The sequence below is a fragment of the Neobacillus drentensis NBRC 102427 genome (genome assembly GCF_001591445.1).
Lineage (GTDB): Bacteria > Bacillota > Bacilli > Bacillales > Cytobacillaceae > Neobacillus > Neobacillus drentensis.
The window spans coordinates 79,045-104,070 of record NZ_BCUX01000009.1; the positions used below are offsets into that span (position 1 = coordinate 79,045).

Genomic DNA, 25,026 nt, shown 5'->3' on the forward strand with positions numbered 1-25,026 from the left:
TCACCTCTCTTTTGCTGCAAAAATCGTCGTCGATCTATTTTTTGAGACGGGAAACAACTCGAGCTGTTTCCTCGGCCGCCTTAATGATTTCCTCAGTTGTCGTATTAAAACCAAAGCTGAAACGAATCGAATTGGTTAATCGTTCTGAGCGTTTACCAAACATGGCAACAAGCACGTGGGAAGGTTCAATTGAGCCCGCTGTGCATGCTGAACCACTCGAAACAGCAATTCCCGCTAAATCAAGATTGACCAGCATTGCTTCCACACTTGTCCCAGGAAAGCTTAAGTTTAATACATGTGGCAATGAATATTCAAGCATTCCGTTTATGTCAAATTCTACATCTAGATCGCGGAGCTTTTCCATCATGCTTTTTTTCAAATCAAAGAATTTTGTTCGCTTAGCTTCCCGACCTTCATTTGCAATTACAACTGCTTCATGGAATCCAACAATCGCGGCAATATTTTCCGTTCCAGCACGTCGTTTTCTTTCTTGCTCACCACCGAAGGAGCGCGGAGTCAGTTTCACATTTGACTTGACATAAAGAAAACCTGTTCCTTTTGGACCATTGATTTTGTGGGCAGAGACGGATAACAAATCGATGTGACTTGCATTGACATCAATGTTTTCAACCCCGTAAGCCTGTACGGCATCCGTATGGAACTTTGCTTGATGATCTTTTAATAACTGTCCAATCTCAAGTATAGGCTGGAGTGTGCCTACCTCGTTATTACCATACATGATCGACACCAAAATGGTATCATCCCTTAAGGCAGCACGAAGTTCAGCCATGTCTATTCGACCTGTTTCATCTACAGGTAAATAAGTGACCTCAAAGCCCATTTTTTCTAACTTTTTACAAGCGTGTAGAACTGCATGATGCTCCACATCGGAGGTAATGATATGCCGGCCATTATGCTGATAGGTTTCTGCAACCCCAAATAACGCCATATTATCAGCTTCGGTTCCCCCACTTGTAAAAATAATCTCGTTATCCTTTGCACCAATGCTGTTTGCTAGCACCGAGCGCGCTAAATCAATTTGTTGTCGTGCTTCCCTGCCAAAGGAATGAATACTTGAGGGATTTCCGAACGTCGAATTCATCGCCTCGAGCATTTTTTCAATAACCCTTGGATGCATGGGAGATGTAGCAGCATGGTCGAGATAAATTCGTTCCACATTTACACCTTCTATCAAATAATTCTTCAATGTTACTTTTTACCCTAAATATAAAACATATAACCATCCGGTTCTTCATCATTACTATGATTTGCTAAATCTTCTAACGTGGTGTTATCCAAAACTTCCTTAATCGCATCCCGAATTCGAATCCACAGCCCCCGTTTGGCGGGTTCTTCGTCTTCAATACCTTCCACAGGTGTGATCGGCCCTTCTAGGACACGAATAACATCCCCTGCAGTAATTTTTGATGGAATGTCTGTTAAGATATAGCCGCCATAGGCTCCTCTAATACTTTTTACTAAACCTGCATTCCGCAATGGGGCAATTAATTGTTCTAAATAATGTTCTGATAAATCATTTGCTTGCGCAATCGTTTTTAATGAAGTCGGCCCTTCACCATGTTTCTTAGCAAGTTCAATCATGATCGTTAAACCATAGCGACCCTTTGTTGAAATTTTCATATCGCACCCTCTATTCGTATCTATATTAAAAAAAATCCTTAGTAACTTGATAGGCATTAAAAGTATATCATATTCTTCTTTAATATGCTTTTTCAAGGAAAAATGATAATGTTAAGCTATATGAGCTAAATTTCTATTAGAAAAACCTTTTTTTGGAGAGATGTCAAATGCAGCAAAAGCCTTTAGCATTTCGGATGCGGCCTCGAACGATTGATGAAGTTGTCGGACAGGAGCATCTAGTCGGTGATGGGAAAATTATTTCAAGAATGGTGAAGGCCAAACAGCTGACCTCAATGATTTTATATGGACCCCCGGGTATTGGTAAAACATCCATTGCCAGTGCGATTGCCGGCAGCACCAAGTACGCCTTTCGAACACTAAATGCGGTAACGAATAATAAAAAAGATATGGAAATTGTTGCCGCTGAAGCAAAAATGTCTGGAAAAGTGATTCTGCTCCTCGACGAAGTCCATCGTCTAGATAAAGCGAAGCAAGATTTTTTATTACCTTATTTAGAAAATGGCATGATTGTATTAATTGGTGCTACAACCAGTAATCCCTATCATGCCATTAACCCAGCAATCCGGAGCCGCTGTCAGATTTTCGAATTAAAGCCCCTATCCCCGGAGGAAGTAAAACAAGCCTTAATTCGTGCCCTAAAAGATGACGAACGCGGTTTTGGCAAAGTAAAGGTAGAGATTGAAGATGAAGCGTTAATGCATTTTGCACAAGGATCGAACGGAGATGTAAGGAGTTCTTTGAATGCACTGGAATTAGCGGTACTATCCACTGATAAAGATGGGGATGGAACTATACATATCGATGTTGAAACAGCCGAAGAATGTTTGCAAAAGAAGAGCCTTGTTGCCGATAAAGATGGAGATGGACATTACGATGTTTTGTCAGCCTTTCAAAAATCGATTCGCGGCAGTGATGTCAATGCTGCTCTCCACTATCTGGGCCGATTAATCGAAGCTGGTGACCTGCCGAGTATCAGCCGCAGATTAATTGTCATTGCCTATGAGGATATCGGGCTAGCCAACCCGCAAGCAGGTGCACGCACCTTAGCAGCGATTGAAACGGCCGAAAGAATTGGTTTTCCAGAAGCAAGGATTCCCCTTGCGAATGCTGTCATTGAACTATGTTTATCACCAAAATCCAATTCAGCTGTTCTTGCCATCCAGGCCGCGCTTGAAGACATCCAAAAAGGCATCGTCGGTGAGGTCCCGGACCATCTAAAGGATGCCCATTACAAAGGGGCAAAAGAGCTAGGTAGAGGGATAGATTACAAGTACCCGCATGATTATGAAAACGGCTGGGTACCGCAACAATATTTACCCAACAAATTAAAAAATAAACAATACTACCAACCAAAGAAAACCGGAAAATTCGAGCAGGCACTTGCCAGTGTTTATGAAAAGCTAACAAGGAAAAAATAGGGTGTCAGGCACCATGTGAAAAATTCACATGGTGCCTGACACCCTTTTCTCTATTTAGGCGGCAACGTCTCTTTTCTTGAAGACTAGGAAGGCTAGCAATTGGAAGATGACATAGTAGACGAGTAGCATGATGACTGAAAATGACATCGACATTCCTTCCATCATGGGTGTTCCGTCCACATATTGCATTAAATTTGTGTTGGCAAACAAGATATATTTAGCCCAGCTAAATCTTGAGAGCAAAAGGGTAAATTGGGACCCTGTGAATAGTAAAAATAATGAAAGGCCGATGGCTAAAGAGCTGTTCCGGAAAACGGTTGAAATCATGAATGCCATCGTCGCAAGCATTATCGTGTCAATGGAACTAAGCCCATAATAAATCATTAGATAAACAATGATATTTTGCTCGGTTACCTGCCCATTGGCATATTTCAAATACGGCACTGGATGATCTGGCGTTCCAAACAGGATAGCACCAAGAACAGCTGAGAAAGCAAACAGGATCGCCAACATCAACAACGCAAATAACAAAACAGTAAGATATTTGGATGCTAAGATCTTGCTGCGATTGATTGGCCGGATTAATAACAGCTTGATGGTACCCCAGTTGAATTCACTGGCAACAATCCCTGCCGAGATGATTATTGTAAATAATCCTGCCAAGATAATCAGTTGTGACGCATCTTTTACAAACGACCAGACATTATATTTTTCATTAAAAGGGAGATGATGCTTTATTCGGTAGTCATTAATCGCAATTTCTTCCTTGTAGTATTGCTTCTCAAGCTTTGAATTGCTTTGCTCCATTTGCTTCTTTAGTGCTACATTCTCTTGGTGTAAAGTTTGTTCCCAATTTTTATCGAGGTTGAATTGTCGTTCCTGGTATTTGTGAAAAATACCAAAAATCGAAATAATCACGATTAGTATCGCAATCATCACATACGTCCCAGGGCGTTTGAAAATTTTCATCCATTCATTTTTAATTAAATTAACCACGACTTGGCGCCCCCTTTTCAGTCGTCAGTTCCAGGAAGCGATCTTCTAACGTTTTGGCTACTTCCTTGATTGCAAAAACTTGAATATCCTCTGAAACGAATATTTTTACCAAATTCGGAATTTCTTCTTTTGGTAACTCAACTGTTATTCCATTCCTTGAACGGTGTGCACGAACATTAGGATAATGGGTCCCCAAAAGCGTCAAAGCCTTATCACTAGGGACTACCTCCATTTCATAAGTCATTTTAGATTCACCGTGGACAAGTTCATGAACAAGCTGCACATCAATCAAGCGGCCATTTTGAATAATCCCAATCCGATCACACATCATTTCCATTTCTGAAAGCAAGTGGCTAGATACAATCACGGCCAGATTTTTTTCACGGGCCAAGAGGCGGACATAGTCGCGAATTTCCCTTATTCCGGCAGGGTCTAAACCATTCGTCGGTTCGTCAAGAATTAATACCTGTGGATCATGCAAAAGACATTGGGCTAATCCTAATCGTTGCCTCATCCCCAAGGAGTAGGTTTTTACCTTGTCGTGGATTCGGTCGGTTAGTCCGACGAGTTCCACTGTTTCGGCAATTTTCTCCTTGGAAATTCCTTTTGACATTCTTGCATAGTGGATGAGATTTTGATAGCCAGTTAAAAACTTATACATCTCCGGATTTTCGACAATTGCACCGATATGGCGCACTGCGTCTTCAAAATTGCTCTTAATACTTGATCCACCAACAGTGATATCCCCTGATGTGATACCTATTAAACCGACGATCATCCGAATCGTAGTTGTTTTCCCTGCTCCATTCGGACCCAAGAAACCAAATACCTCGCCTTTGTTCACTTGAAAGCTAATATTATCTATGATGGTTCTTCCTTTAATCACTTTCGTAACATTTTTTAACTCAACGATAGTTTCCAAACTTTCTCTCCTCTCTAACTAACCTCATTAAGTTTATCTTATTGTAGAAAAAATTTCCTTAATTATTATAACCACGAAAACCTGAATGCTAAAATGCTGATTATTATTGCCAAACAATTTGTTGAATTTATCTCCTTTATGACTGGATTCGCTGATTGAATGGACAAATTCGCCGATTGCACATAAAAATTCGCCGATTGAATGGCAAAATTCGCTGATTGGACTAAGAAATTCGCTGATTGACCTGTTGTTACTACTTACCTCCCTAATAAAAACAAGGGAAATCACCCGATTTGCAGCTAGTTTTTAAGTAGAAAATGGTTAGGACAGAAATGGAACAAATAATTACAAAAAAAAGCCCTAAACAAAGAAAAGTTTAGGGCGCCACAACTATTTATTTCTCATCCGATACACGTTGAATTTTGATGCTGCTTAATAATTGGCGCACCACATAGCTTGTCATAATTAGACCAGCAGCGGATGGCACGAAGGCATTGGATGCTGGTGGCATTTGCGCTTTGCGGATGGGTGCATTTTCATTTCCAACTTCTTTTTTAATATCTTCCCGAATCACAATTGGGCTTTCATCCGAGAATACAACCGGAATCCCTTTGTGGATTCTATCCTTGCGCAGCTTCGTGCGGATAACTTTCGCAATCGGATCCGTATGAGTTTTCGAGATATCCGCAATTTTAAAACGGGTAGGGTCCATTTTATTAGCGGCTCCCATACTTGAAATAATTGGGATATTCCTCTTTAAGCATTCCTTCATTAAATGGATTTTATAAACAATCGTATCGGATGCATCAACGACAAAATCCAAATTGTGGCTAAAAATCTGTTCATATGTCTCTTCAGTATAAAACATTTTAAGTGAGATAACTTCGCAGTCTGGATTAATATCCTTAATCCGCTCCTCCATAATCTCTACCTTTGGTCTTCCGACAGTCGATAGCAGTGCAATTAGCTGGCGGTTGATATTGGTAATATCTACATCGTCTTTATCTATCAAAATTAACCGGCCAACTCCCGAACGAGCCAGTGCTTCAGCAGCAAAGGAACCCACCCCGCCGATTCCTAAAACAGCAACCGTGCTATTTTTCATTATTTCAAGGCCTTCTTTACCGATGGCCAGTTCATTACGTGAAAATTGATGTAACATAATATTCACTCCAATTTATTAAATTCGTTAGGTTTCTTTTTCCCGATTAAGAATATATCATACACGTCATTAAAAACAAGTATCTTGATAGGAATAATAAAGTAGAAAGCAAATTAAAACCTCCCGCAATCTACAGGAGGTTGATTTTAAGCAAATAGAAAGAGTCCCAATTATGCCGTCACTCTTAATTCCTTAGTTTTGATCCCGCACTCAGCAGGTGGGTGTCCTGTTCCCGAAATTGTAAGTCCCCATACCCGAAAAGGGTGAGGCATTTACGCAGTCAGGAAACTCTGGATTCCCGTATAAATAATGTTCGGTCAAAACTTCAGGCAACGTAACGAACATTTCAGGACTCTTCTTTGATGCTTTTATAATAGCATATTAAAGAGCTGGATTCAAGGATTCATGAAAGCGAATTCCTGTTATTTTTTAACATTTAGTGACAGATTTAATTCCTTCAATTGAGCCTCAGAAACTTCACCGGGAGCGTTCGTTAATAAGCAGCTCGCGCTTGCGGTTTTTGGAAAAGCAATCGTATCTCTTAAATTTGTGCTGCCGGCAAGCAGCATAACTAATCGGTCAAGACCAAGGGCAATCCCCCCGTGTGGCGGTGTTCCATATTCAAACGCATTTAACAAGAACCCAAATTGTTCCCTTGCTTCTTCAGGTGTAAATCCAAGTATGCTGAACATCTTTTCTTGGATATCACGTTCAAAAATTCGAAGTGATCCCCCGCCTAACTCATAACCATTTAAGACAATGTCATAAGCCTGGGCGCGAACTTTTGAAGGATCAGTATCTAAATACTCTAGGTCTTCTCTAAACGGCATAGTAAACGGATGATGGGCGGCATAATAGCGGCCTTCCTCTTCATCGTACTCAAGGAGCGGCCAATCTGTCACCCATAAGAAATTGAACAGGCTTGGATCAATGAGATCCAACTCTCTCGCTAGCTTTTGACGAAGGGCACCTAATGCATCGGCAACAACCTTTTTCTTATCGGCAACAAACAGTAGCAAATCTCCTGCCGAAGCTTCAAGCGTACTCGTAAGTGCCTTTGTGTCATCTTCAGAGAAGAATTTTGCAATTGGCCCCTTTAGTCCTTCTTCGTCCACTTTAAGCCAAGCAAGTCCTTTTGCTCCATAAACAGCAACAAATTCTGTTAAGGCATCAATGTCTTTACGTGAGTAGTTGTCAGCTGCACCTTTTACATTGATTGCTTTAACCTGTCCGCCATTTGCCACTGCCGAAGCGAACACTTTAAAGCCTGAGTCTTTGACGATTTCTGATAGGTCGACAAGCTCTAGTCCGAAACGGGTATCCGGTTTATCTGATCCAAACCGGCTCATTGCTTCGTCATAGGTCATGCGTGGGAAGGCAGCTGGCAGGTCTACTCCTTTTACTTCTTTCATTAACTTCGTCATCATTGTTTCCATCATGCCCATGATATCTTCTTGGCTTAGGAAGCTTGTTTCAATATCGATTTGGGTAAATTCAGGCTGACGATCAGCACGTAAGTCTTCATCACGGAAGCAGCGTGCAATTTGATAATAACGTTCAATCCCACCCACCATAAGCAATTGTTTAAAAAGCTGCGGTGATTGTGGCAGGGCATAGAACTCGCCGGGATGAACACGACTTGGAACTAAATAATCACGTGCTCCCTCTGGAGTACTTTTTGTTAAAATAGGTGTCTCAATATCTAAAAAGCCTTCACTGTCAAGGTAATCCCTGATTTGCTTTGTAACTTGATGACGCATTTTTAAGGTTTCAAAAATAACGGGACGACGGAAGTCTAGATACCGGTATTTTAAGCGGATATCTTCGGATGCATCTGTTTTGTCAGAAATTAAAAATGGCGGTGTCTTCGCTTCATTAATGATTGTTACTTTATCTGCATGGACTTCAATTTTACCAGTTTTCAAATTCTCGTTGAAGGTTGAAGCGTCACGGGCTACCACCGTACCCACAATATCTAAAACAAACTCGTTACGAATTTTTTCAGCAATTTGCAAGGCTTCCTTCGATAAATCAGGATTAAAGACAACCTGAACAATTCCAGAACGGTCGCGTAAATCGATAAATATTAATCCGCCCAGGTCACGTCTTTTTTGGACCCAGCCTTTCAAGGTTACCTTTTCGCCAACTGCCGATTCAGGAACATCCCCACAAAAATATGATCTGCCAAACATGAAATTTCCTCCCCTTATTCCTGCAACTCTTGGAATTGTTTAATAAAACTTGCTAAATCAATTTCTACTTGCTCACCTGTTGCCATATTTTTTACATTGATTTTATTATTTTTGAGCTCTTCATCGCCTAGTACAGCAACATACTTTGCTTTTAATCGATCCGCCGCTTTAAATTGAGCTTTAATTTTCCGGTCCAAATAATCTCGCTCTGCTGAAAAACCAGCCCTGCGCAACTGCTGCAACAGGCCGACAGTGTACTCCTTAGCTTCTTCACCTAGTGCAGCTAAATAGCAATCGATGCTTTCGTTAATCTCGAGCTCAATTCCTTCTGCATTAAGGGCAGCAATAAAACGTTCAATACTTAAGGCAAAGCCGATACCAGGCGCTTCGGGACCACCAATTTCTTCCGATAGACCGTTATAACGGCCCCCGCCACAAAGCGTGGTAATTGCCCCAAAGCCCTCAGCATTACTCATAATTTCGAATGCTGTGTGGTTATAATAATCCAACCCACGCACTAAGTTTGCATCCACTTCAAAGGGAATATCAAGCTGAGTTAAATAGCGCTGTAATTTTTCAAAATAGTTCTTTGAATAATCATTTAGAAACTCTAGAATAGATGGAGCTGTATTCATTAATTCATGTCCGCGGTCCACTTTACAATCCAGAATACGAAGTGGATTTTTTTCGAGACGATTTTGACAATCATGGCAAAATTCGCCGATTCTTGGTTTAAAGTGATTTACTAACGCCTCACGGTGGGCGTTCCGACTTTCCTTATCACCCAAACTATTAATGATCAGCTTCAGCTTTTTTAAACCCATTTCTTTGTATAAGTTCATTGCGAGAGAAATTACTTCGGCATCAATAGCAGGATCATTGCTGCCTAATGCTTCAATCCCGAATTGGACAAACTGTCGAAAACGTCCTGCTTGAGGGCGTTCATATCTGAACATGGGTCCCATATAGTAAAGCTTTACAGGCTGGTTAGGCAGACCAAACATTTTTTTCTCGACATAAGAGCGAACGACCGCTGCCGTTCCTTCTGGTCTAAGGGTGAGGCTTCTTTTCCCTCTGTCTTCAAATGTGTACATTTCCTTCTGAACAATATCGGTGCTATCGCCAACACCTCTGGAAAAAAGATCGGTATGTTCAAAAATCGGGGTGCGAATCTCTTTATATTGATATTTCTCACAAAGTTCACGAGCTTTTGCTTCAATCAGTTGCCACTTTTCTACCTCTCCAGGTAAAATGTCTTGCGTCCCACGAGGAATGCTTATGGACATAGTGGAAAACCTCCTTATTATGATTTTTTATGTAAGGAATCTTTTACAATACAAAAAACTCCCATCCCTTGTATGAATACAAGGGACGAGAGTTATAATAATCCCGCGGTGCCACCCTAGTTGAAGGCATAGATTTCATGCACTTCCTCTTTAACAGTTAACGCCTGCTACGTTCTTCTCCTACTAGAGTTGATGCTTTTTCAGAGAGAAGCCTACGGAGTGTTCCTTCATTAAGATTCATGTAGAAATGCTTTCAGCCTAGGGCATTTCCTCTCTTTTCATGACTGCGCTTAATTACTATGCTCCATCATTGGTTATATCACAATTTGTCATTTTATTTTATTAATATTACGGAGCATCGCTGGTAATGTCAATAGCGATTTATGATCTTTCTAAATGTTTTTTTAACTTTCTGACATCCCCAATCGTTAAACCAAATTCTGATGCAAGTTCAAACGAGTTCGTATTCTGTTCTTTTTGAATAAAATCATGAAAATCAACTCCGAAAAGTCGTCCTTCCATTGACTGGATGTTCATTCCTTTTTCACTTGCTCTCATTTCTAATCACCTCTGCCTTTTCTTCAATTACTAATATTATTTCCAACCTTAGTGAAAATCTTGCATACAGGTTAAGATTTCTCTTTAAAATGGTCAATATTGGCAATTTGGGAATGATTTTCAGCTTTCAATAAGCTAAAATTAAATAAATAGCTAAAGGAGGGTTTTATGGTCAATAGATCAAGTTTATTGCTATTATCGATTATTCTTATTTTCGGCGCCTTCCTGCCTCAAGGAAAAAGCGTGGCAGCGACCGATTCTATATCCATAAATACAGGTATCGTCAACGTAGATACCTTAAATATCAGGCAGGAACCCTCTACATCAAGCCCTGTAATCGGTAAACTAGCCCATGGCACAAGTGTAATCATTTATTCTACACAAAATAATTGGTTAGACGTTGGCTTTACAAATTTAAGAGGGTGGGTTAGTTCTGAGTTTATTGACAGCCAATCGTCAGATGCCAAGCCAGGCTCGACTCCAAAGCAGAAAAGCAGCATTACTGGAACGGTAACGGCTAACAGCCTTAGTGTAAGGTCAGGTCCCTCATTAAATACACCCCTGCTTGGTTCAGTTTCTATGGGGCAAAGTTTTACGATAGTAGACGAGCAGAATAATTGGGCAAAAATAGAATACAAGACTGGTAGTTTCGGCTGGGTAGCAGGATGGTTTCTTGAAAAAAAAACAGTGAAATCTCAATCTGGACAAGCTGTGAAAGAAAGGATAATTACAATCATCCATACCGGGACAAATATCCGAAAAGGACCAAACGTGCAATCGGCAGTCGTCGAGCGTGCCAATAAAGGCGGTAAATTTCACGTTAATACTGTAATCAATGACTGGTATGAGATAAAACTAAACAACGGAAAATTAGGTTATGTGGCTGGCTGGCTTGTTTCTATTAACGGAACAAACCCACAGATTAAAAGGCCGGGTGCCGAGGAATATCTTAAAAATAAAACCATTGTTCTCGATCCAGGGCATGGCGGCGAAGACAAAGGGGCTACTGGTGTTAGCGGAACATTTGAAAAAGAACTAACACTTAGGACAAGCCAGCTCCTGTTTGATAAATTAAAAGTGGCTGGAGCCAATGTCTATTTAACGAGAAAAAATGATTCCTACTTGCAGCTTCCCGCCCGAGTGAACATGGCACGTAATACCAATGCCGATGCTTTTATCAGCCTTCATTACGATAGCAATTTAGACCGCAGTGTTCGCGGGACGACAGGGTTTTACTATCATCCCTTTCAAAAAGCGCTCGCTGAATCTATTTTTGCATCCACAGTTGGGCAAACGAAATTGAAGAGCCGTGGGGTACGTTTTGGAGATTTCCATGTGATTCGTGAAAATAGTCAAAAAGCCGTTCTTATCGAGCTAGGATATTTAAGCAACCCGGAAGAAGAAATGACGATAAAGTCAGATGGATTCCAAGAAAATGCAGCTTCGGGTATGTACGACGGACTCGCTCGATATTTTAAAGAAAACAACTAAAAAGCATAAAAAAGGCTTAGCACTAAATAATATGGTACCTATAGATTGGACACTTGAAAAAGAGTGTTTTATCTATAGGTATTTTTTTATATACTTAAATCTTAAAGATATGGGGATTAGGGGAACGACTATGAGCAAAAAAACATTTTCGGATAAAGAAATAAAAATACTTAAAAAAAATCCAAATGTACAGCGTGTTAGCAGTCTAGCTATTACATATTCGGATGATTTTAAAAATAAATTTATGGATGAATATTTGGCAGGAAAACTCCCGAGGCAGATCTTTGAAGAGAATGGCTTTGATATAGATATTATCGGTATTGGGAGAATTACGAAGGCAGCATTTAGGTGGAATAATGCATATAAAAAAGATGGTTTGGTTGGCCTTACAGACACTCGGAAAACTTCTTCGGGCAGGCCTATGAAACGTGAACTTTCTCAAGCTGAAATTATTGAGAGGCAAGAAGCAAGAATTAAGCTGCTAGAAGGCCAGGTGGAGTTGTTAAAAAAGCTAGAAACGACAGAAAGGAGGCTGCTAAGTACCGGTCAAAACCTAGAAACAAGTAAAATATTTCAGTTGATTAATGACACAATAGAGCAAAATCAGTATAAGCAGATGACAAAGTATTTCTGTAAGCTTTTAGGGGTTTCTCGTTCTGGATATTACAGTTACCTAAAAGCAGCTGAAAGTCGATTGGTAAGCGAACAAATGGACTTAGAGGCGAAGGAAATGATTCTAAAGGCGTTTAATCGTCGTGGATATAAGAAAGGTTCACGCTCGATCAAAATGATACTAGAGAATGAATATGGTCTTGAAATTAGCAGAAAAAAGATACAAAGAATTATGAACAAATATGGGATTGTTTGCCCACACAGGAAGGCAAACCCTTATAAAAAAATAGCTAAAGCAACAAAGGAACATCAGGTCGTTCCAAACAAGCTAAACAGAGAATTTAAGCAAGGAGTTCCAGGAAAAGTATTATTAACTGACATTACATATTTACCATATAACGGAAAACATATGGCTTATTTGTCAACCGTAAAAGATGCCTCCACTAATGAGATTTTAGCTTATCATGTTTCAGACCGCATTACTTTAGATATCGCAACCACAACCATCCACAAATTAATGAATAACAAGAAAATTAGTTTAGATTCTGATGCATTTATCCATTCAGATCAAGGAAGCCATTATACAAGCCCAAGGTTTCAAAAACTTCTAAAAAAATATGAACTAGGTCAGTCAATGTCTAGGAGAGGAAACTGTTGGGATAATGCCCCTCAAGAGTCGTTTTTTGGTCATCTAAAAGATGAGGTAGATTATCAATCCTGTAAGACATTAAAAGAACTAAAGGCGAAAATAAACCATTATATGGTTTTGATATGCTCCCGATATAGTAGACAGATGAAATAAAAAAATCTGTTTACTTTATCGGGGGTTTTTTTATGGCAAAAAATACTTTTAATGCACAAGAAAAGTATGAGTTAATAGTCGATTTTGAGGAAAGACAAACTTCGGTTTCCAATTTCTGTAGTCAATATAATATATCTAAAGAAACCATCAAAAAATGGACTTATCTCTTTCAGACTTATGGAATGGATGGACTTCAAAATTCAAATGGATGGAAACGATACTCTAAAGAGGTGAAAACGGCCGCCGTTCTCGATTACCTTTCAGGAAACCATTCTATGACTGAGATCGTACGTAAGTATGAAATATCCGGCAAATCAGTATTGGAGAAATGGATAAAGAATTATAATGATCATAGAGAATTAAAAGCGACGCAAAGGATGAGTAACTCTATGATTAAAGGTCGGTCTACCACGCTTGAAGAACGTTTGGAAATTGTTATGCACTGTCTACAGCACGAAAAAAATTATCACGAGGCAGCGGAGCTTTTTAAAGTCTCTTATCAACAGGTGTATCAATGGGTCAAGAAGTATGTGAAGGAAGGAGAAGACGGTCTACAAGATAAACGGGGTCGGGGTAAGTCAGAGCCTGAATTAACTCCTGAGGAGAAGTTCCAGCGCGAAATGAAGCGGTTGGAGCGGGAAAATGAACGTCTTCGGGCAGAAAATGAATTCTTAAAAAAGTTGGAGGAACTCGAAAGGAGGCGATTAAAGAAGCATCTCTAAGTCAGACTCGATTAACCGATAAATATGTAGCTATTCAGGAACTGCATAAGCACCAAAATTTCTCCATTGTGCTATTATGTGAGATTGCAGGAATTTCACGTTCAGCCTATTATAAGTGGCTAGATCGCAGCCCTTCAAAAAATGAAAATTTGAATGAGGAAATACTAAAGGAAATTATCGACTTATATAATAAGGTGGATGGAATCTATGGATATCGCCGGATTACGATGAACCTGAACCGTAACCGATTAAAGTCGATAAACCATAAACGCGTATATCGACTGATGAGGATTGCCGGGATCCAGTCAGTTATCCGACGAAAGCGCAAAAAGTATAAACCTAGCACTCCCCAACATGTGGCCGAGAATGTATTAAACAGAAATTTCAAAGCAGAAAAGCCAAATGAAAAATGGCTGACAGATGTGACTGAAATGAAATACGGATCCTCACAGAAGGCGTATTTAAGTGCGATTTTAGATTTGCATGACGGTTCAATTGTAAGCTATGTGTTAGGCACTTCCAATAATAATCCATTGGTGTTTAAAACCGTCGATTTGGCATTGGAGGCCAACCAGGGTGCCACTCCCCTCCTCCACAGTGACCGGGGATTTCAGTACACCTCTCCAACATTTAAAATAAAAATTGATAAAGCAAAAATAGTACAAAGTATGTCAAGGGTAGGAAGGTGTATAGATAATGGACCCATGGAAGCATTTTGGGGAACATTGAAAAGTGAGAAGTATTATCTAAATAAATACAGTACATTAGAAGAGTTGAAGAAGGACATTGATGAATACATACATTTTTATAATTATGAGCGATTACAAAAAAGATTAAACGGCCTTAGCCCCTTAGAATACAGGACTAAAGCCGCTTAGTGTCATTTATTTATTTCCGCTGTCTACTTGACGGGTGCTAGTTCACAATATAGGAATCATCTTCTAGCTTCTTAAGTCTTTTTTTCATGTGTCCTTGACATAGGTGCCAGTTCAAAAGTGCCAAGCCTTTTTTATACTTTACTTTCTAGAATCAATGTCACGGGACCATCATTAATGAGTTCAACATCCATCATCGCACCGAAGATGCCGGTTTCTACACGGATGCCTTTTTCGCGCAGCAAGCTGTTAAAAAAATCATAAAGCTGAACGGCTTGGTCTGGCCGAGCGGCATCCATGAAATTTGGCCTCCTGCCCTTGCGGCAATCCCCATAAAGGGTAAATTGCGAAACTGACAGAATTTCACCGCCAACATCTACTAATGACAGGTTCATCTTTTCATTCTCATCTTCAAAAATACGGAGGTTAGCAATTTTATCGGCTAAATAGACGGCATCCTCTTCCTTGTCAGCATGGGTAACACCAACAAGTAAAACGAACCCCTTTGATATTTGACCAGTTACTTCCCCGCCAACGGTCACGCTGGCAGCTTTACTTCGTTGAACAACTACACGCATGTTTTGAAACTCCTTAATTCATCATTCGTCGTACTGAATAGATATCTGGGATCTGTTTAATCCGTTCAACCACCTTTTGCAAGTGGGCTACATTGTGGATGGCTATCGACATGTTAATCGTTGCCATTTTATTTCGATCCGTTTTACCGGAAACGGCAGAAATATTTGTTTTCGTTTCATTTACCGCTTGAAGCACCTCATTCAGAACCCCACGACGGTCATATCCACTAATTTCAATATCGACATTATATTCTTTCCGGTCATTTAAAGAAGATTCCCATTCAACTGGGATTAACCTTTGCTGCGCATCATTCGAGTCAATATTCGTACAGTCCGAACGATGAACGGATACCCCGCGGCCCTTAGTAATAAAACCAACAATCTCATCACCTGGAACTGGATTGCAGCACCTTGATAACCGAATCAGTAAATTATCAATACCGGAAACTCGAACACCTGATTCACGTCTTTTTGTGGATGGAAAGGTTTTGAGATCCGTTATGGCATTCGAAATATTCGAACTTTGGTCTTGATCTCTCTTTTTACGCCATTTTTCGGTTAAACGGTTTGCCACCTGCAAGGCGGTTACACCATTGTAACCAACCGCTGCATACATATCCTCTTCACTGGAAAAATTAAACTTTTCGGCAACTTTTTTCAAATTCTCTGAGGTCAATATTTCTTTAATATCGAATTCCATATTACGAATTTCTTTTTCAACCATCTCTTTGCCCTTAACAACATTTTCATCACGGCGCTGCTTCTTAAAGAAAGCCCTGATTTTGTTTTTCGCTTGGGATGTTTGCGCTAGCTTCAACCAGTCCTGACTTGGACCGTAAGAATGTTTCGATGTAAGGATTTCAATGATATCACCAGTTTTAAGCCGATAATCTAGCGTCACCATTTTGCCATTCACTTTTGCACCTATTGTCTTATTGCCAATTTCGGAATGGATTCGATAAGCAAAATCAATAGGAACTGAACCAGACGGCAATTCAATAACATCACCTTTTGGTGTAAATACAAAAACCATATCGGAAAATAAGTCGATCTTTAACGACTCCATAAACTCTTCCGCATTGGCAGTATCATTTTGAAACTCAAGAATTTCCCTGAACCAGGTCAATTTTTGTTCGAAAGAAGTACTTTCATTTAGTGCTTCTTTACCTTCTTTATATGCCCAGTGTGCTGCAACCCCGAATTCTGCGATTCGATGCATCTCATAGGTTCTAATTTGAACCTCAAGCGGGTCCCCTTTTGGACCGATGACGGTTGTATGCAAGGATTGATACATATTAGGCTTCGGCATCGCGATATAATCCTTGAAACGGCCCGGCATAGGCTTCCAGCAAGTGTGAATAATTCCTAGGACTGCATAGCAATCCTTAATGCTATTTACGACAATTCGTACAGCTAATAAATCATATATTTCGCTAAACTGCTTGTTTTGCAAAGCCATTTTTCGATAAATGCTATAAATATGCTTCGGACGTCCGGAAAGTTCCGCTTTAATGGACACTTCTCCCATTCGGTGCTTTACTTCTTCAATGACATCTACTAAATATTGCTCGCGTTCGGCACGCTTCTTTTTCATTAAGTTAACAATCCGGTAATATTGCTGCGGATTTAAATATCTTAAAGCTGTATCTTCCAATTCCCATTTAATCTTAGAAATACCAAGACGATGTGCCAAAGGTGCGAAAATTTCAAGTGTTTCATTTGAAATCCGACGCTGCTTTTCTAAAGGAAGATGTTTAAGTGTCCGCATATTATGCAAACGGTCGGCAAGCTTAATAAGAATGACCCGGATATCCTGAGCCATTGCCACAAACATTTTCCGGTGGTTTTCTGCTTGCTGTTCCTCGTGAGATTTATATTTAATTTTCCCTAATTTTGTTACGCCGTCGACAAGCATCGCCACTTCGTCATTAAAAGAGGTCTCGATATCTTTTAAAGATATACTCGTATCTTCAACGACGTCATGAAGAAAACCTGCTGCAACCGTAGCAGGATCCATCTCCAAATCAGCTAGGATTCCAGCCACCTGGATTGGGTGAATAATGTACGGTTCGCCCGATTTTCGGTATTGTTCACGATGAGCATTTTTTGCAAATTCGTATGCTTTCTCCACTAATTCTACATGCTCATCATTTAAATAATTCCGAGTCTTGTCGATGACTTGGTCGGCTGTTAACACTTGATCATTCGCCATGAAATCACCTTTATTTTCGTCTCATTTTATTTATATAAATGTCATTCGTTAAAAATTGTTCATTAATAAGTAGGATTGTTACTATTATCGAAAAAAATAGCCAAGATGTAAAGAGATTGAGATATTTTTTATTATATAAAGAGAGCACTCGGCTCTCGAGTGCCCTCTTAAATGGTTTAATAATGCATTAATGTTAAAACATCATAACCATCAAGCTTTTTTCTACCCTCTAAATAACTTAACTCAACTAAGAATGCAATCCCGGCAACAACGCCGCCAAGCTGCTCCACTAATTGAATCGTCGCATCAATGGTTCCCCCGGTAGCTAACAAGTCATCCGTAATTAGAACTCGCTGCCCTGGTTGAATAGCATCCTTATGGATGGTTAATACATCTTTCCCATATTCAAGTCCATAACCAACTTTAATGGTTTCCCTTGGGAGCTTCCCTTCTTTACGAACGGGAGCAAAACCTATACCTAAGGCATATGAGACAGGACAGCCGATAATGAATCCACGGGCTTCCGGTCCAACGATAAGATCAATCTGTCTCTCTTTCGCGTATGCTACGATTTGGTCTGTAGCATATTTATATGCTTCACCATTATTCATTAATGGGGTAATATCCTTAAATTTAATTCCTTCTTTTGGCCAGTCTGGCACGATTGTAATATAATCCTTTAAATCCATTCTGAAATTGCCTCCTCAGTTTCAACCGACTCTTGAATTACTAGATCGAACCAGCTCTTTAAGTCCTGAAAGGACGAAAACAATAATTCCCTTTCAAGTTCGTATTGCGCTTGTTTTATTTGATAGGTTCGAGAGTCCGTTAAGTCACGCTTTTGCGCTCCGGTTTTCAAAGTTATAAAGCCATTGTTTATTGTAACAAAATCTAGGTCAGAAAACACCTTAGACATAAAGTTTATCGTTTCTTGCGACCAGCCGCGCTGCTTCGCCAGGTCGTCTCCGTGACGTTTTAGATCCATCGGCCCTTTTTTTAACAGAAAAGCATAAAACCATTTGAAATGGTCACGGGTCGGAATGGTACTAAAGAAATCACTGGATTCTTTATAAAAATAAGCATAAATTCTTGCTGGCTGTGTGCCGTTTAACAAAACCTTGAGGATCTCTTTAGATGATGGAAAGTCAACCAGAACAATATTTACCTTGTTCCCTTTGAAAGCCTTTGCCGCTTCCATATCTTTTATTAAAATAGTATCAGCCATCAGATTCGGGTTTATTTTTTCAAGATGTTCTTGATTAAATATGATAAATTTCCTGTTTTCAACTGGTACAGCCTTTGAAAGGCTGTTGATCCGCTTCTGTCCGCGATAGTCAAATAATTGCCATGACTCTACTGCAATATCGTGGATAAAAATTTGCGGTTTACGTATATTGTTCCATTCATTAACAGATAATTCTCCAATTAACGAAATTTTTGATGCTGGTGAGATATGATCCACTAAATGTCCTAAACCAAAGCCTACCCCATCAAGGTTTGCACCCTTCTCATTCACTAATACCTTTAAATGGTTTTGCTCACTGCCAATTTTCCTAATACTCGTAATATCCACATGGTTTATTAAAACTTTTGGCTTCGGGTTGTCTACACCAAAAGGAGCAAGAAGACTCATTTCATCTAATGATGAAAGATTCACATTTTGTAGTTGGATTTCCTCATCAAGATACGTTACGGGAATTAAATCCTTAGCAGTAAGCTGTTGTTCTGCCAGTGCATTTAACCTTGAGCGAAGTTCCGTAACATTCTCTAAGTTTAAGGTCATCCCAGCTGCCATTGGGTGTCCGCCAAAATGCGGCAAAATATCACGGCAGGTTGATAAATTCTTAAATAAGTCAAATCCTGCAATACTGCGGGCCGAACCCTTTGCCACTCCCTTTTCTGGGTCAAAATTCAAGACGATTGTGGGCCGGTAATACTTTTCAACCAGCCTTGAGGCAACAATTCCAATAACCCCGGCGTTCCAGCCTTCCTTGCCAATGACTAATACTTTGTTAGAAGCGATTGGGAAATTCTTTTCAACCTCTTCCATCGCTTCAGCCGTAATCGTATTAACAATCGATTGTCTTGACTTATTGAGGGCATCCATTTCCGCTGCAAGACTTTCAGCTTCGAGTGGATCATCCGTTAAGATAAGCTGAACTGCTAAGTCAGCGTCTTCTAACCGACCGACGGCATTAATCCTTGGCGCAAGGGTAAAGCCTATCGTTTCTTCATTTATCGACATGGGGTCAACCCCTGCCAGTTTTAAAATGGCTTTAAGCCCTATATTCTTTGTTGTTTTTAGCCTTTCAAGTCCTTTTTTGGCAATCAGGCGATTTTCATCTGTTAGTGAGACTAAATCAGCAATGGTCCCAATCACAGCAATTTCTAACAAATGCTCTGGAACCTCTCCGTAGAGGGCCTGGGCAAGTTTAAAGGCTACACCCACACCTGCTAATTCACGAAACGGGTAAATACTGTCAGGAAGCTTTGGATGAATGATCGCAAGCGCTTCTGGCAAGATTGGACCTGGTTCATGGTGATCAGTAATGATTAAATCTATTCCAAGCTCTTTGGCAATGGTTGCTTCATGGGTAGCTGATATTCCAGTATCCACCGTAATAATTAAATTTATTCCATTATCTGCTGCCTTCCGAAATGCAGCTTCATTCGGGCCATATCCTTCAGTAAAACGATTGGGGATGTAAAATTGGACATTTGCACCAAGATCACGAAGCGTAATCATTAATACAGAAGTGCTGCTCACTCCATCTGCATCGTAGTCACCGAAAATGAGAATCGGCTCTTGGTTTTCGATGGCTTCACGAATTCTCTTAACTGCAATATCCATTCCTTTTAAAAGAAACGGATCGTGGAATTCTTCTTTTCCAAATAAAAAATACCGTGCAGACTCAACGGTACTAATGCCACGGTTAACTAGCAGTGAAGCGACAAGAGGTGTAATTTTTAATTCAGTTTCCAGCATTTTGATAAGTTGCTCATCGGATTTACGAACAATCCATCTTGTTTTCGAACTTAACATGTGTATGTTCACCCCTCAGACCTTCTTATTATACAGGAGTGTGAATCAGGATTCAAACAAAAGAAAAAACCGCAAAGAGTCTGCGGTCTTCAAAAATTTACACTTGTGGCTGATCAGAGTATTTCCTTTTCTCTTTTACCGTTTTAATAACGCCTTTCTTCTTTAGCTCTTTACATTTCATAACATACCATAAAGAACCTGCTACAAAGACGGAGGAATAAACACCGACAATTAATCCAACGAATAAGGCAATGGAGAAATTCCTAATTGACGGGCTTCCAAAAATCATTAAACAAACTACCGTTATGAGTACTGTTAAAACGGTGTTAAATGATCGAGTTAATGTTTGGCGAATACTTACATTTACCACATCAGCAATATCCTGAACTGTTTTAAGTCGTTTTTTCTTTTGCATATTCTCACGAACTCTATCGAAAGTAACGATCGTATCATGGTTTGAGTAACCAATAATGGTCAAAATCGCGGCGATAAAGTTTAAATCAACTTCAAGTCTTGTAATGCTAAAAATAGCAATCATGAAAAAGGCATCATGAAGGATGGACGCAACTGCTGCGATTGCCATATATGCTTCAAATCGAACGGAAACGTAAAGAATGATACCAATTGATGCAAACAAGACAGCAAAAAAGGCATTTTTCGCTAACTCTTTTCCAATCGTCGGAGAAACTGTGCTGACATTCGGCTCATAGCCAAATTGATTTTTAAAATCTGCTTTTAAAGTAGAGATTTCATTTTTTGACAGTACCCCAATCATTCGGACTGCCCCAATTTGCTTTTTCTCGCCAGAAATGACAACATCATCCGGAGTTAAATGAAGTTTGGTAAAAGCATTTTCAACCTGGGTAGTGGTTAAAGGTGTTTTTGATTGAACCTCTACACGTGTTCCACTAGAAAAATCAATTCCTAAATTCATTCGGAAAATAGCAATAGCGATAACACCCGCAAAAAGGAGAACTCCCGATAGGATGAATATTTTATTCCTTAGTTTCACAAAATCAATTTTATCAAATCGAGTTGGTAGATCGATTGTATCTACATTATCGTTAATGGAGTGAATTTGGGACTTGCGTACAGAAAACCATCCTTGTTTATTGTTGAGTAACCCACTGTGGACCCATAATCCGAGCAATAGTCTTGCACCATAAACATTGGTAAGAAAGCTCATAAGTACACTCACGATTAACATAGTCGCAAACCCTTTTACAGAGCTAGTCCCGTAAAAGAATAACACGGATGCTGTTAAAATCGTAGTTAAGTTGGCGTCAAGAATGGCGGTAAAAGCATGCTGTTCACCAGTTTGGAACGCTGATTTAATGGTTCTGCCAACCTTTAGTTCTTCTCTAATCCGTTCATACGTAATTATATTGGCGTCGACTGCCATACCGATCCCGAGAATAATTGCGGCAATTCCCGGCAAGGTTAGGACCCCATTCATCCAATCGAAAATTAATAAGACCAGATAAATATAAATGGATAATGTAACCGTAGCAATAAGACCTGGAAAACGATAATAGAAAATCATAAATAAATAAATAATGATGACACCAATGATTCCTGCGAATACCGTATCATGTAATGCTTGTTCCCCGAACTTAGCTCCGACCGAAGTAGAATACACTTCTTTTAACTTAACCGGTAATGAACCAGCATTAAGGAGCGAAGACAAGGTTTGAGCTTCTTTAGCAGTGAAACTTCCAACAATCGAAACTGTATTTTGATTAAATATTTGTTTTACAGTTGGAGCTGATAAAAATTTAGGGTTTGCTTTTGTTACTTCCTCTTTAAAAGAGTCTTTTCCTTCTTCAAAATCAAGCCAAATAACAAGAACATTATTTGGTGCCATATTCATAATTTGTTCGGACACCTTACGAAATTTATCGGCACTCTTTAATGTTAAAGAGACACTCGGTGCTCCATTTTCATCAAAGGTTTGTTTAGCGCCGCCTTGTTTTAAGTCAGAACCATCCATCATCAATTTGTCGTTGGCATCTCGGAAAGTTAGATTTGCCTGTGTAGAGAGAATCTCGCGAGCTTTATTCTGGTCAGTAACCCCAGCAAGCTGAACACGAACTCGGTTCTTTCCTTCAATTTGAATACTCGGCTCACTTACACCAAGGACATTTATACGCTTATCAAGTGCCTCAGCTGTACTTGCCAGTACCTCTTTGTCAATCTTTTGACCCTTCTTAGCTTCCTTAACATCATACAAGACCTCAAATCCACCCTGCAGATCTAGCCCGAGCTTCATATTGTTCAAGATATTCTTTGTTGTTGCTCCCATTGTACTTCCGATAATTAGGACGACAAGAAAGAAAGCAACGATTCTACTGCGCTTTACCATTATGTATTGTTCCTCCTTAGTGCATGTGCCTTAGCACTGTTACGTATAATCCTTATTTAAAAATAACAAAAAAGTCACTTCCTTCATTATGAAAGAAGTTGGAATGACTGTCAATTTACAATAATATGAATAAAAACGGCTTTTTTTATTTTAATAGCTCTTTTAATTCATCTTCATCTTTGAAGGAGAATTCAGTCGATTTATATTCCTCAATCGTTGCAAAACTAATATAATCACTTGCCTTTACAGACAGTATTTCTTGGATAATTTCGTACAGTTTCATTTCATCCTTTATCTTTTTCCACTTTTTCTTTATTAAAAAATCCCAAAGCTCCTTCTCCGTTACGGAATCAATCCCTAGCAGCTGAAACTCTGCAAGCTTACTTTCTAATGCTGGTTGAACCTGGGTGCGGAAATGCTCGAATCTATGACTATTATCCATTATGACTGCCTCCTTGGGGAAATATCCCACCTGAATTGAACCTTGCAAAAAGCTTTTACTACTTGTCATGCTTTGTCCACCCTTAGGCATATAGTTAATTGTATATGAATTCTTCTTATTTGAGAAGGTGGGAACCTAAATGTCGAAGTTTTTAAAGGGGACTTTTATCCTTTTAATCGCAGGTCTTGTAACAAGGGTCCTTGGCTTTATTAATCGGATTGTAATAGCAAGAAGTATTGGGGAAGAAGGCGTTGGCCTATACATGATGGCGTTTCCTACATTCATCCTTGTCGTGACGCTTACCCAATTAGGGCTGCCTGTTGCTATTTCAAAAAATGTGGCTGAGGCGGAAGCTAAAGGAAATTTTGCTGAAGTTAAAAAAATTCTTGTCGTATCCCTAGCGACAACTATTTCTTTATCAATTATTTTCACCCCGGCATTAATCTTACTTGCACCTATTTTATCTAAGACATTGTTTACTGACCCAAGAACCTTTTATCCATTAATCGCCATAGCTCCTGTTGTTCCAGTGATTGCAATTTCTTCGGTGCTAAGAGGCTATTTTCAAGGCAGACAAAACATGCGGCCATCAGCTATCTCACAAATTTTAGAACAATTTGTGCGAATTACCTTGATAGCGGTAATGACCAAAGCGTTCCTTCCTTATGGAATTGAATATGCAGCTGCTGCGGCAATGGTTTCCTCGGTAATTGGGGAACTTGTTTCACTCGTCTACTTAATGACGGCTTTTAAGTTAAAAAAACGTTTTCGACTGAGGAAAAATTTCTTTCAATTTGTTCACAGCGGGAAACAAACCTTCAAAGATTTGATGGATATCGCTATACCAACAATGGGGAGCAGAATGATCGGCTCTGTGGCCTGGTTTTTTGAACCAATTGTGGTCGTTCATAGTTTAGCGCTTGCGGGTGTCATCACTGTTGAAGCTACTAAACAATATGGTGCCTTAACTGGATTTGCGATGCCACTATTGATGTTACCGTCTTTCATCACTTTTTCTTTAGCTACATCACTTGTTCCGGCGATTAGCGAAGCCAATACGCAAAACAACAAAACATTAATTGAACACCGATTGCAGCAAGCATTGCGCTTTGCCTTCATTTCAGGTGGACTAGCCGTTGTCATTTTATATGTGTTAGCTGACCCATTGATGGAGCTCATGTATGGCTCTGCGAAGGGCTCTTATTTTATTAGACTAATGGCACCCTTCTTCTTATTCTATTACTATCAAGGACCGTTACAAGCTGTTCTTCAAGCATTAAATCTGGCACGAGCAGCAATGATAAATAGTCTGATTGGGGCCATCGTTAAAACAGCTGTGATATTTTTACTGGCATCACAACCACAATTTGGAATAAACGGGGTGGCCTTAGGAATTATGGTGGGCTTTGTTTTGGTCACCATTCTTCATTTTGCTACAGTATTAAAAAAGATTTCTTTCTCATTTTACGTTCGTGATTATTTGAAGGGATTTCTGGTCATGGGAGCTTCAGGTTGGTTAGGCTATTGGTTATTTGCGCACACCTTACTCAATGAACCGTTAACGATTAGGGTATTATTTTCATTAGCAGCCATGTCCGCTTCCTATCTCGTGATGATTATTGTGTTAGGGCTTATTAAAAAGGATGAGCTGAAACGGATCCCTTGGCTTCGGAACTTGTTCGCCTAAAGAA

Annotated in this window: 19 protein-coding genes, 1 other RNA gene and 1 other annotated feature; of the genes, 5 read left to right on the plus strand and 15 right to left on the minus strand. The window is 39.7% G+C overall.

The features are described 5' to 3' along the window. Positions 1-34 precede the first annotated feature (34 nt). Positions 35-1,177, minus strand: coding sequence for a cysteine desulfurase family protein (locus BDR01S_RS05440; RefSeq protein WP_066257807.1), 1,143 nt, complete (start codon positions 1,175-1,177; stop codon positions 35-37). A gap of 44 nt (positions 1,178-1,221) precedes the next feature. Continuing rightward, positions 1,222-1,641, minus strand: coding sequence for a cysteine metabolism transcriptional regulator CymR (cymR, locus tag BDR01S_RS05445; RefSeq protein ID WP_066257809.1), 420 nt, complete (start codon positions 1,639-1,641; stop codon positions 1,222-1,224). A 167-nt stretch (positions 1,642-1,808) separates the two neighbouring features. Here cymR and BDR01S_RS05450 point away from each other — a divergent pair, with 167 nt between their 5' ends. Beyond that, positions 1,809-3,080: a replication-associated recombination protein A gene (locus BDR01S_RS05450; protein WP_066257810.1), complete on the plus strand. Its 1,272-nt coding sequence runs from the start codon at positions 1,809-1,811 to the stop codon at positions 3,078-3,080. Between the two features lie 54 nt (positions 3,081-3,134). On the opposite strand, the gene BDR01S_RS05455 is transcribed toward BDR01S_RS05450, so the two are convergent. From BDR01S_RS05455 to BDR01S_RS25680, 7 genes are all read right to left on the minus strand, one after another. Beyond that, positions 3,135-4,076 carry an ABC transporter permease gene (locus BDR01S_RS05455; RefSeq protein WP_066257811.1) on the minus strand — a complete coding sequence of 314 codons (942 nt, stop codon included), beginning with the start codon at positions 4,074-4,076 and terminating at the stop codon, positions 3,135-3,137. After that, positions 4,069-4,998 (minus strand): ABC transporter ATP-binding protein, encoded by a 930-nt coding sequence (locus BDR01S_RS05460; protein WP_066257813.1) that lies wholly within the window; start codon positions 4,996-4,998, stop codon positions 4,069-4,071. The genes BDR01S_RS05455 and BDR01S_RS05460 overlap by 8 nt, the downstream gene beginning before the upstream one ends. 394 nt (positions 4,999-5,392) lie before the next feature. Continuing rightward, positions 5,393-6,160 (minus strand): tRNA threonylcarbamoyladenosine dehydratase, encoded by a 768-nt coding sequence (locus tag BDR01S_RS05465; RefSeq protein ID WP_066257814.1) that lies wholly within the window; start codon positions 6,158-6,160, stop codon positions 5,393-5,395. A 159-nt stretch (positions 6,161-6,319) separates the two neighbouring features. Beyond that, positions 6,320-6,516, minus strand: a non-coding RNA gene (ssrS, locus tag BDR01S_RS05470) — 6S RNA. Between the two features lie 66 nt (positions 6,517-6,582). Next, positions 6,583-8,352 (minus strand): aspartate--tRNA ligase, encoded by a 1,770-nt coding sequence (gene aspS / locus BDR01S_RS05475; RefSeq protein ID WP_066257818.1) that lies wholly within the window; start codon positions 8,350-8,352, stop codon positions 6,583-6,585. 14 nt (positions 8,353-8,366) lie between these two features. After that, complete coding sequence (gene hisS, locus BDR01S_RS05480) at positions 8,367-9,638, minus strand: histidine--tRNA ligase (protein ID WP_066257819.1); 1,272 nt, start codon at positions 9,636-9,638, stop codon at positions 8,367-8,369. A gap of 78 nt (positions 9,639-9,716) precedes the next feature. Next, positions 9,717-9,958, minus strand: a binding site (T-box leader). Positions 9,959-10,019: 61 nt separating this feature from the next. Continuing rightward, the gene (locus BDR01S_RS25680) at positions 10,020-10,196 is read right to left on the minus strand and encodes a hypothetical protein (RefSeq protein ID WP_169801412.1); all 177 of its coding nucleotides are present in this window, start codon (positions 10,194-10,196) and stop codon (positions 10,020-10,022) included. A 168-nt stretch (positions 10,197-10,364) separates the two neighbouring features. On the opposite strand from BDR01S_RS25680, the gene BDR01S_RS05485 reads away from it, so the two are divergent. From BDR01S_RS05485 to BDR01S_RS26720, 3 genes are all read left to right on the plus strand, one after another. Then, entirely contained in the window at positions 10,365-11,687 is a 1,323-nt protein-coding gene (locus tag BDR01S_RS05485) for an N-acetylmuramoyl-L-alanine amidase family protein (RefSeq protein WP_066257824.1), read from the plus strand. Between the two features lie 130 nt (positions 11,688-11,817). Beyond that, a complete protein-coding gene (locus tag BDR01S_RS05490; protein ID WP_066363049.1) occupies positions 11,818-13,101 on the plus strand; it encodes an IS3 family transposase in 1,284 nt (427 codons plus the stop codon). A 32-nt stretch (positions 13,102-13,133) separates the two neighbouring features. Further along, a protein-coding gene (locus BDR01S_RS26720; RefSeq protein ID WP_418303031.1) for an IS3 family transposase occupies positions 13,134-14,701 on the plus strand; the annotation gives its coding sequence in 2 pieces (ribosomal slippage) (positions 13,134-13,785 and positions 13,785-14,701; 1,569 coding nt in all). 131 nt (positions 14,702-14,832) lie between these two features. Here the strand turns inward: BDR01S_RS26720 and dtd are convergent. From dtd to BDR01S_RS05530, 6 genes are all read right to left on the minus strand, one after another. Continuing rightward, complete coding sequence (gene dtd / locus BDR01S_RS05505; protein ID WP_066257831.1) at positions 14,833-15,276, minus strand: D-aminoacyl-tRNA deacylase; 444 nt, start codon at positions 15,274-15,276, stop codon at positions 14,833-14,835. A 13-nt stretch (positions 15,277-15,289) separates the two neighbouring features. Next, complete coding sequence (locus BDR01S_RS05510) at positions 15,290-17,488, minus strand: RelA/SpoT family protein (protein WP_066363052.1); 2,199 nt, start codon at positions 17,486-17,488, stop codon at positions 15,290-15,292. 176 nt (positions 17,489-17,664) lie between these two features. Then, the gene (locus BDR01S_RS05515) at positions 17,665-18,177 is read right to left on the minus strand and encodes an adenine phosphoribosyltransferase (RefSeq protein ID WP_066257836.1); all 513 of its coding nucleotides are present in this window, start codon (positions 18,175-18,177) and stop codon (positions 17,665-17,667) included. After that, on the minus strand, positions 18,168-20,531 hold the full coding sequence (recJ, locus tag BDR01S_RS05520) for a single-stranded-DNA-specific exonuclease RecJ (RefSeq protein WP_066257838.1): 2,364 nt from the start codon (positions 20,529-20,531) through the stop codon (positions 18,168-18,170). Before recJ ends, BDR01S_RS05515 begins: the two co-directional genes overlap by 10 nt. 97 nt (positions 20,532-20,628) lie before the next feature. After that, a complete protein-coding gene (secDF, locus tag BDR01S_RS05525) occupies positions 20,629-22,893 on the minus strand; it encodes a protein translocase subunit SecDF (RefSeq protein ID WP_066257840.1) in 2,265 nt (754 codons plus the stop codon). Between the two features lie 145 nt (positions 22,894-23,038). Then, entirely contained in the window at positions 23,039-23,335 is a 297-nt protein-coding gene (locus BDR01S_RS05530) for a post-transcriptional regulator (protein WP_066257843.1), read from the minus strand. Positions 23,336-23,474: 139 nt separating this feature from the next. Between BDR01S_RS05530 and spoVB the strand changes: the two genes are divergently transcribed. Then, on the plus strand, positions 23,475-25,022 hold the full coding sequence (gene spoVB / locus BDR01S_RS05535; RefSeq protein WP_066257844.1) for a stage V sporulation protein B: 1,548 nt from the start codon (positions 23,475-23,477) through the stop codon (positions 25,020-25,022). Positions 25,023-25,026 lie beyond the last annotated feature (4 nt).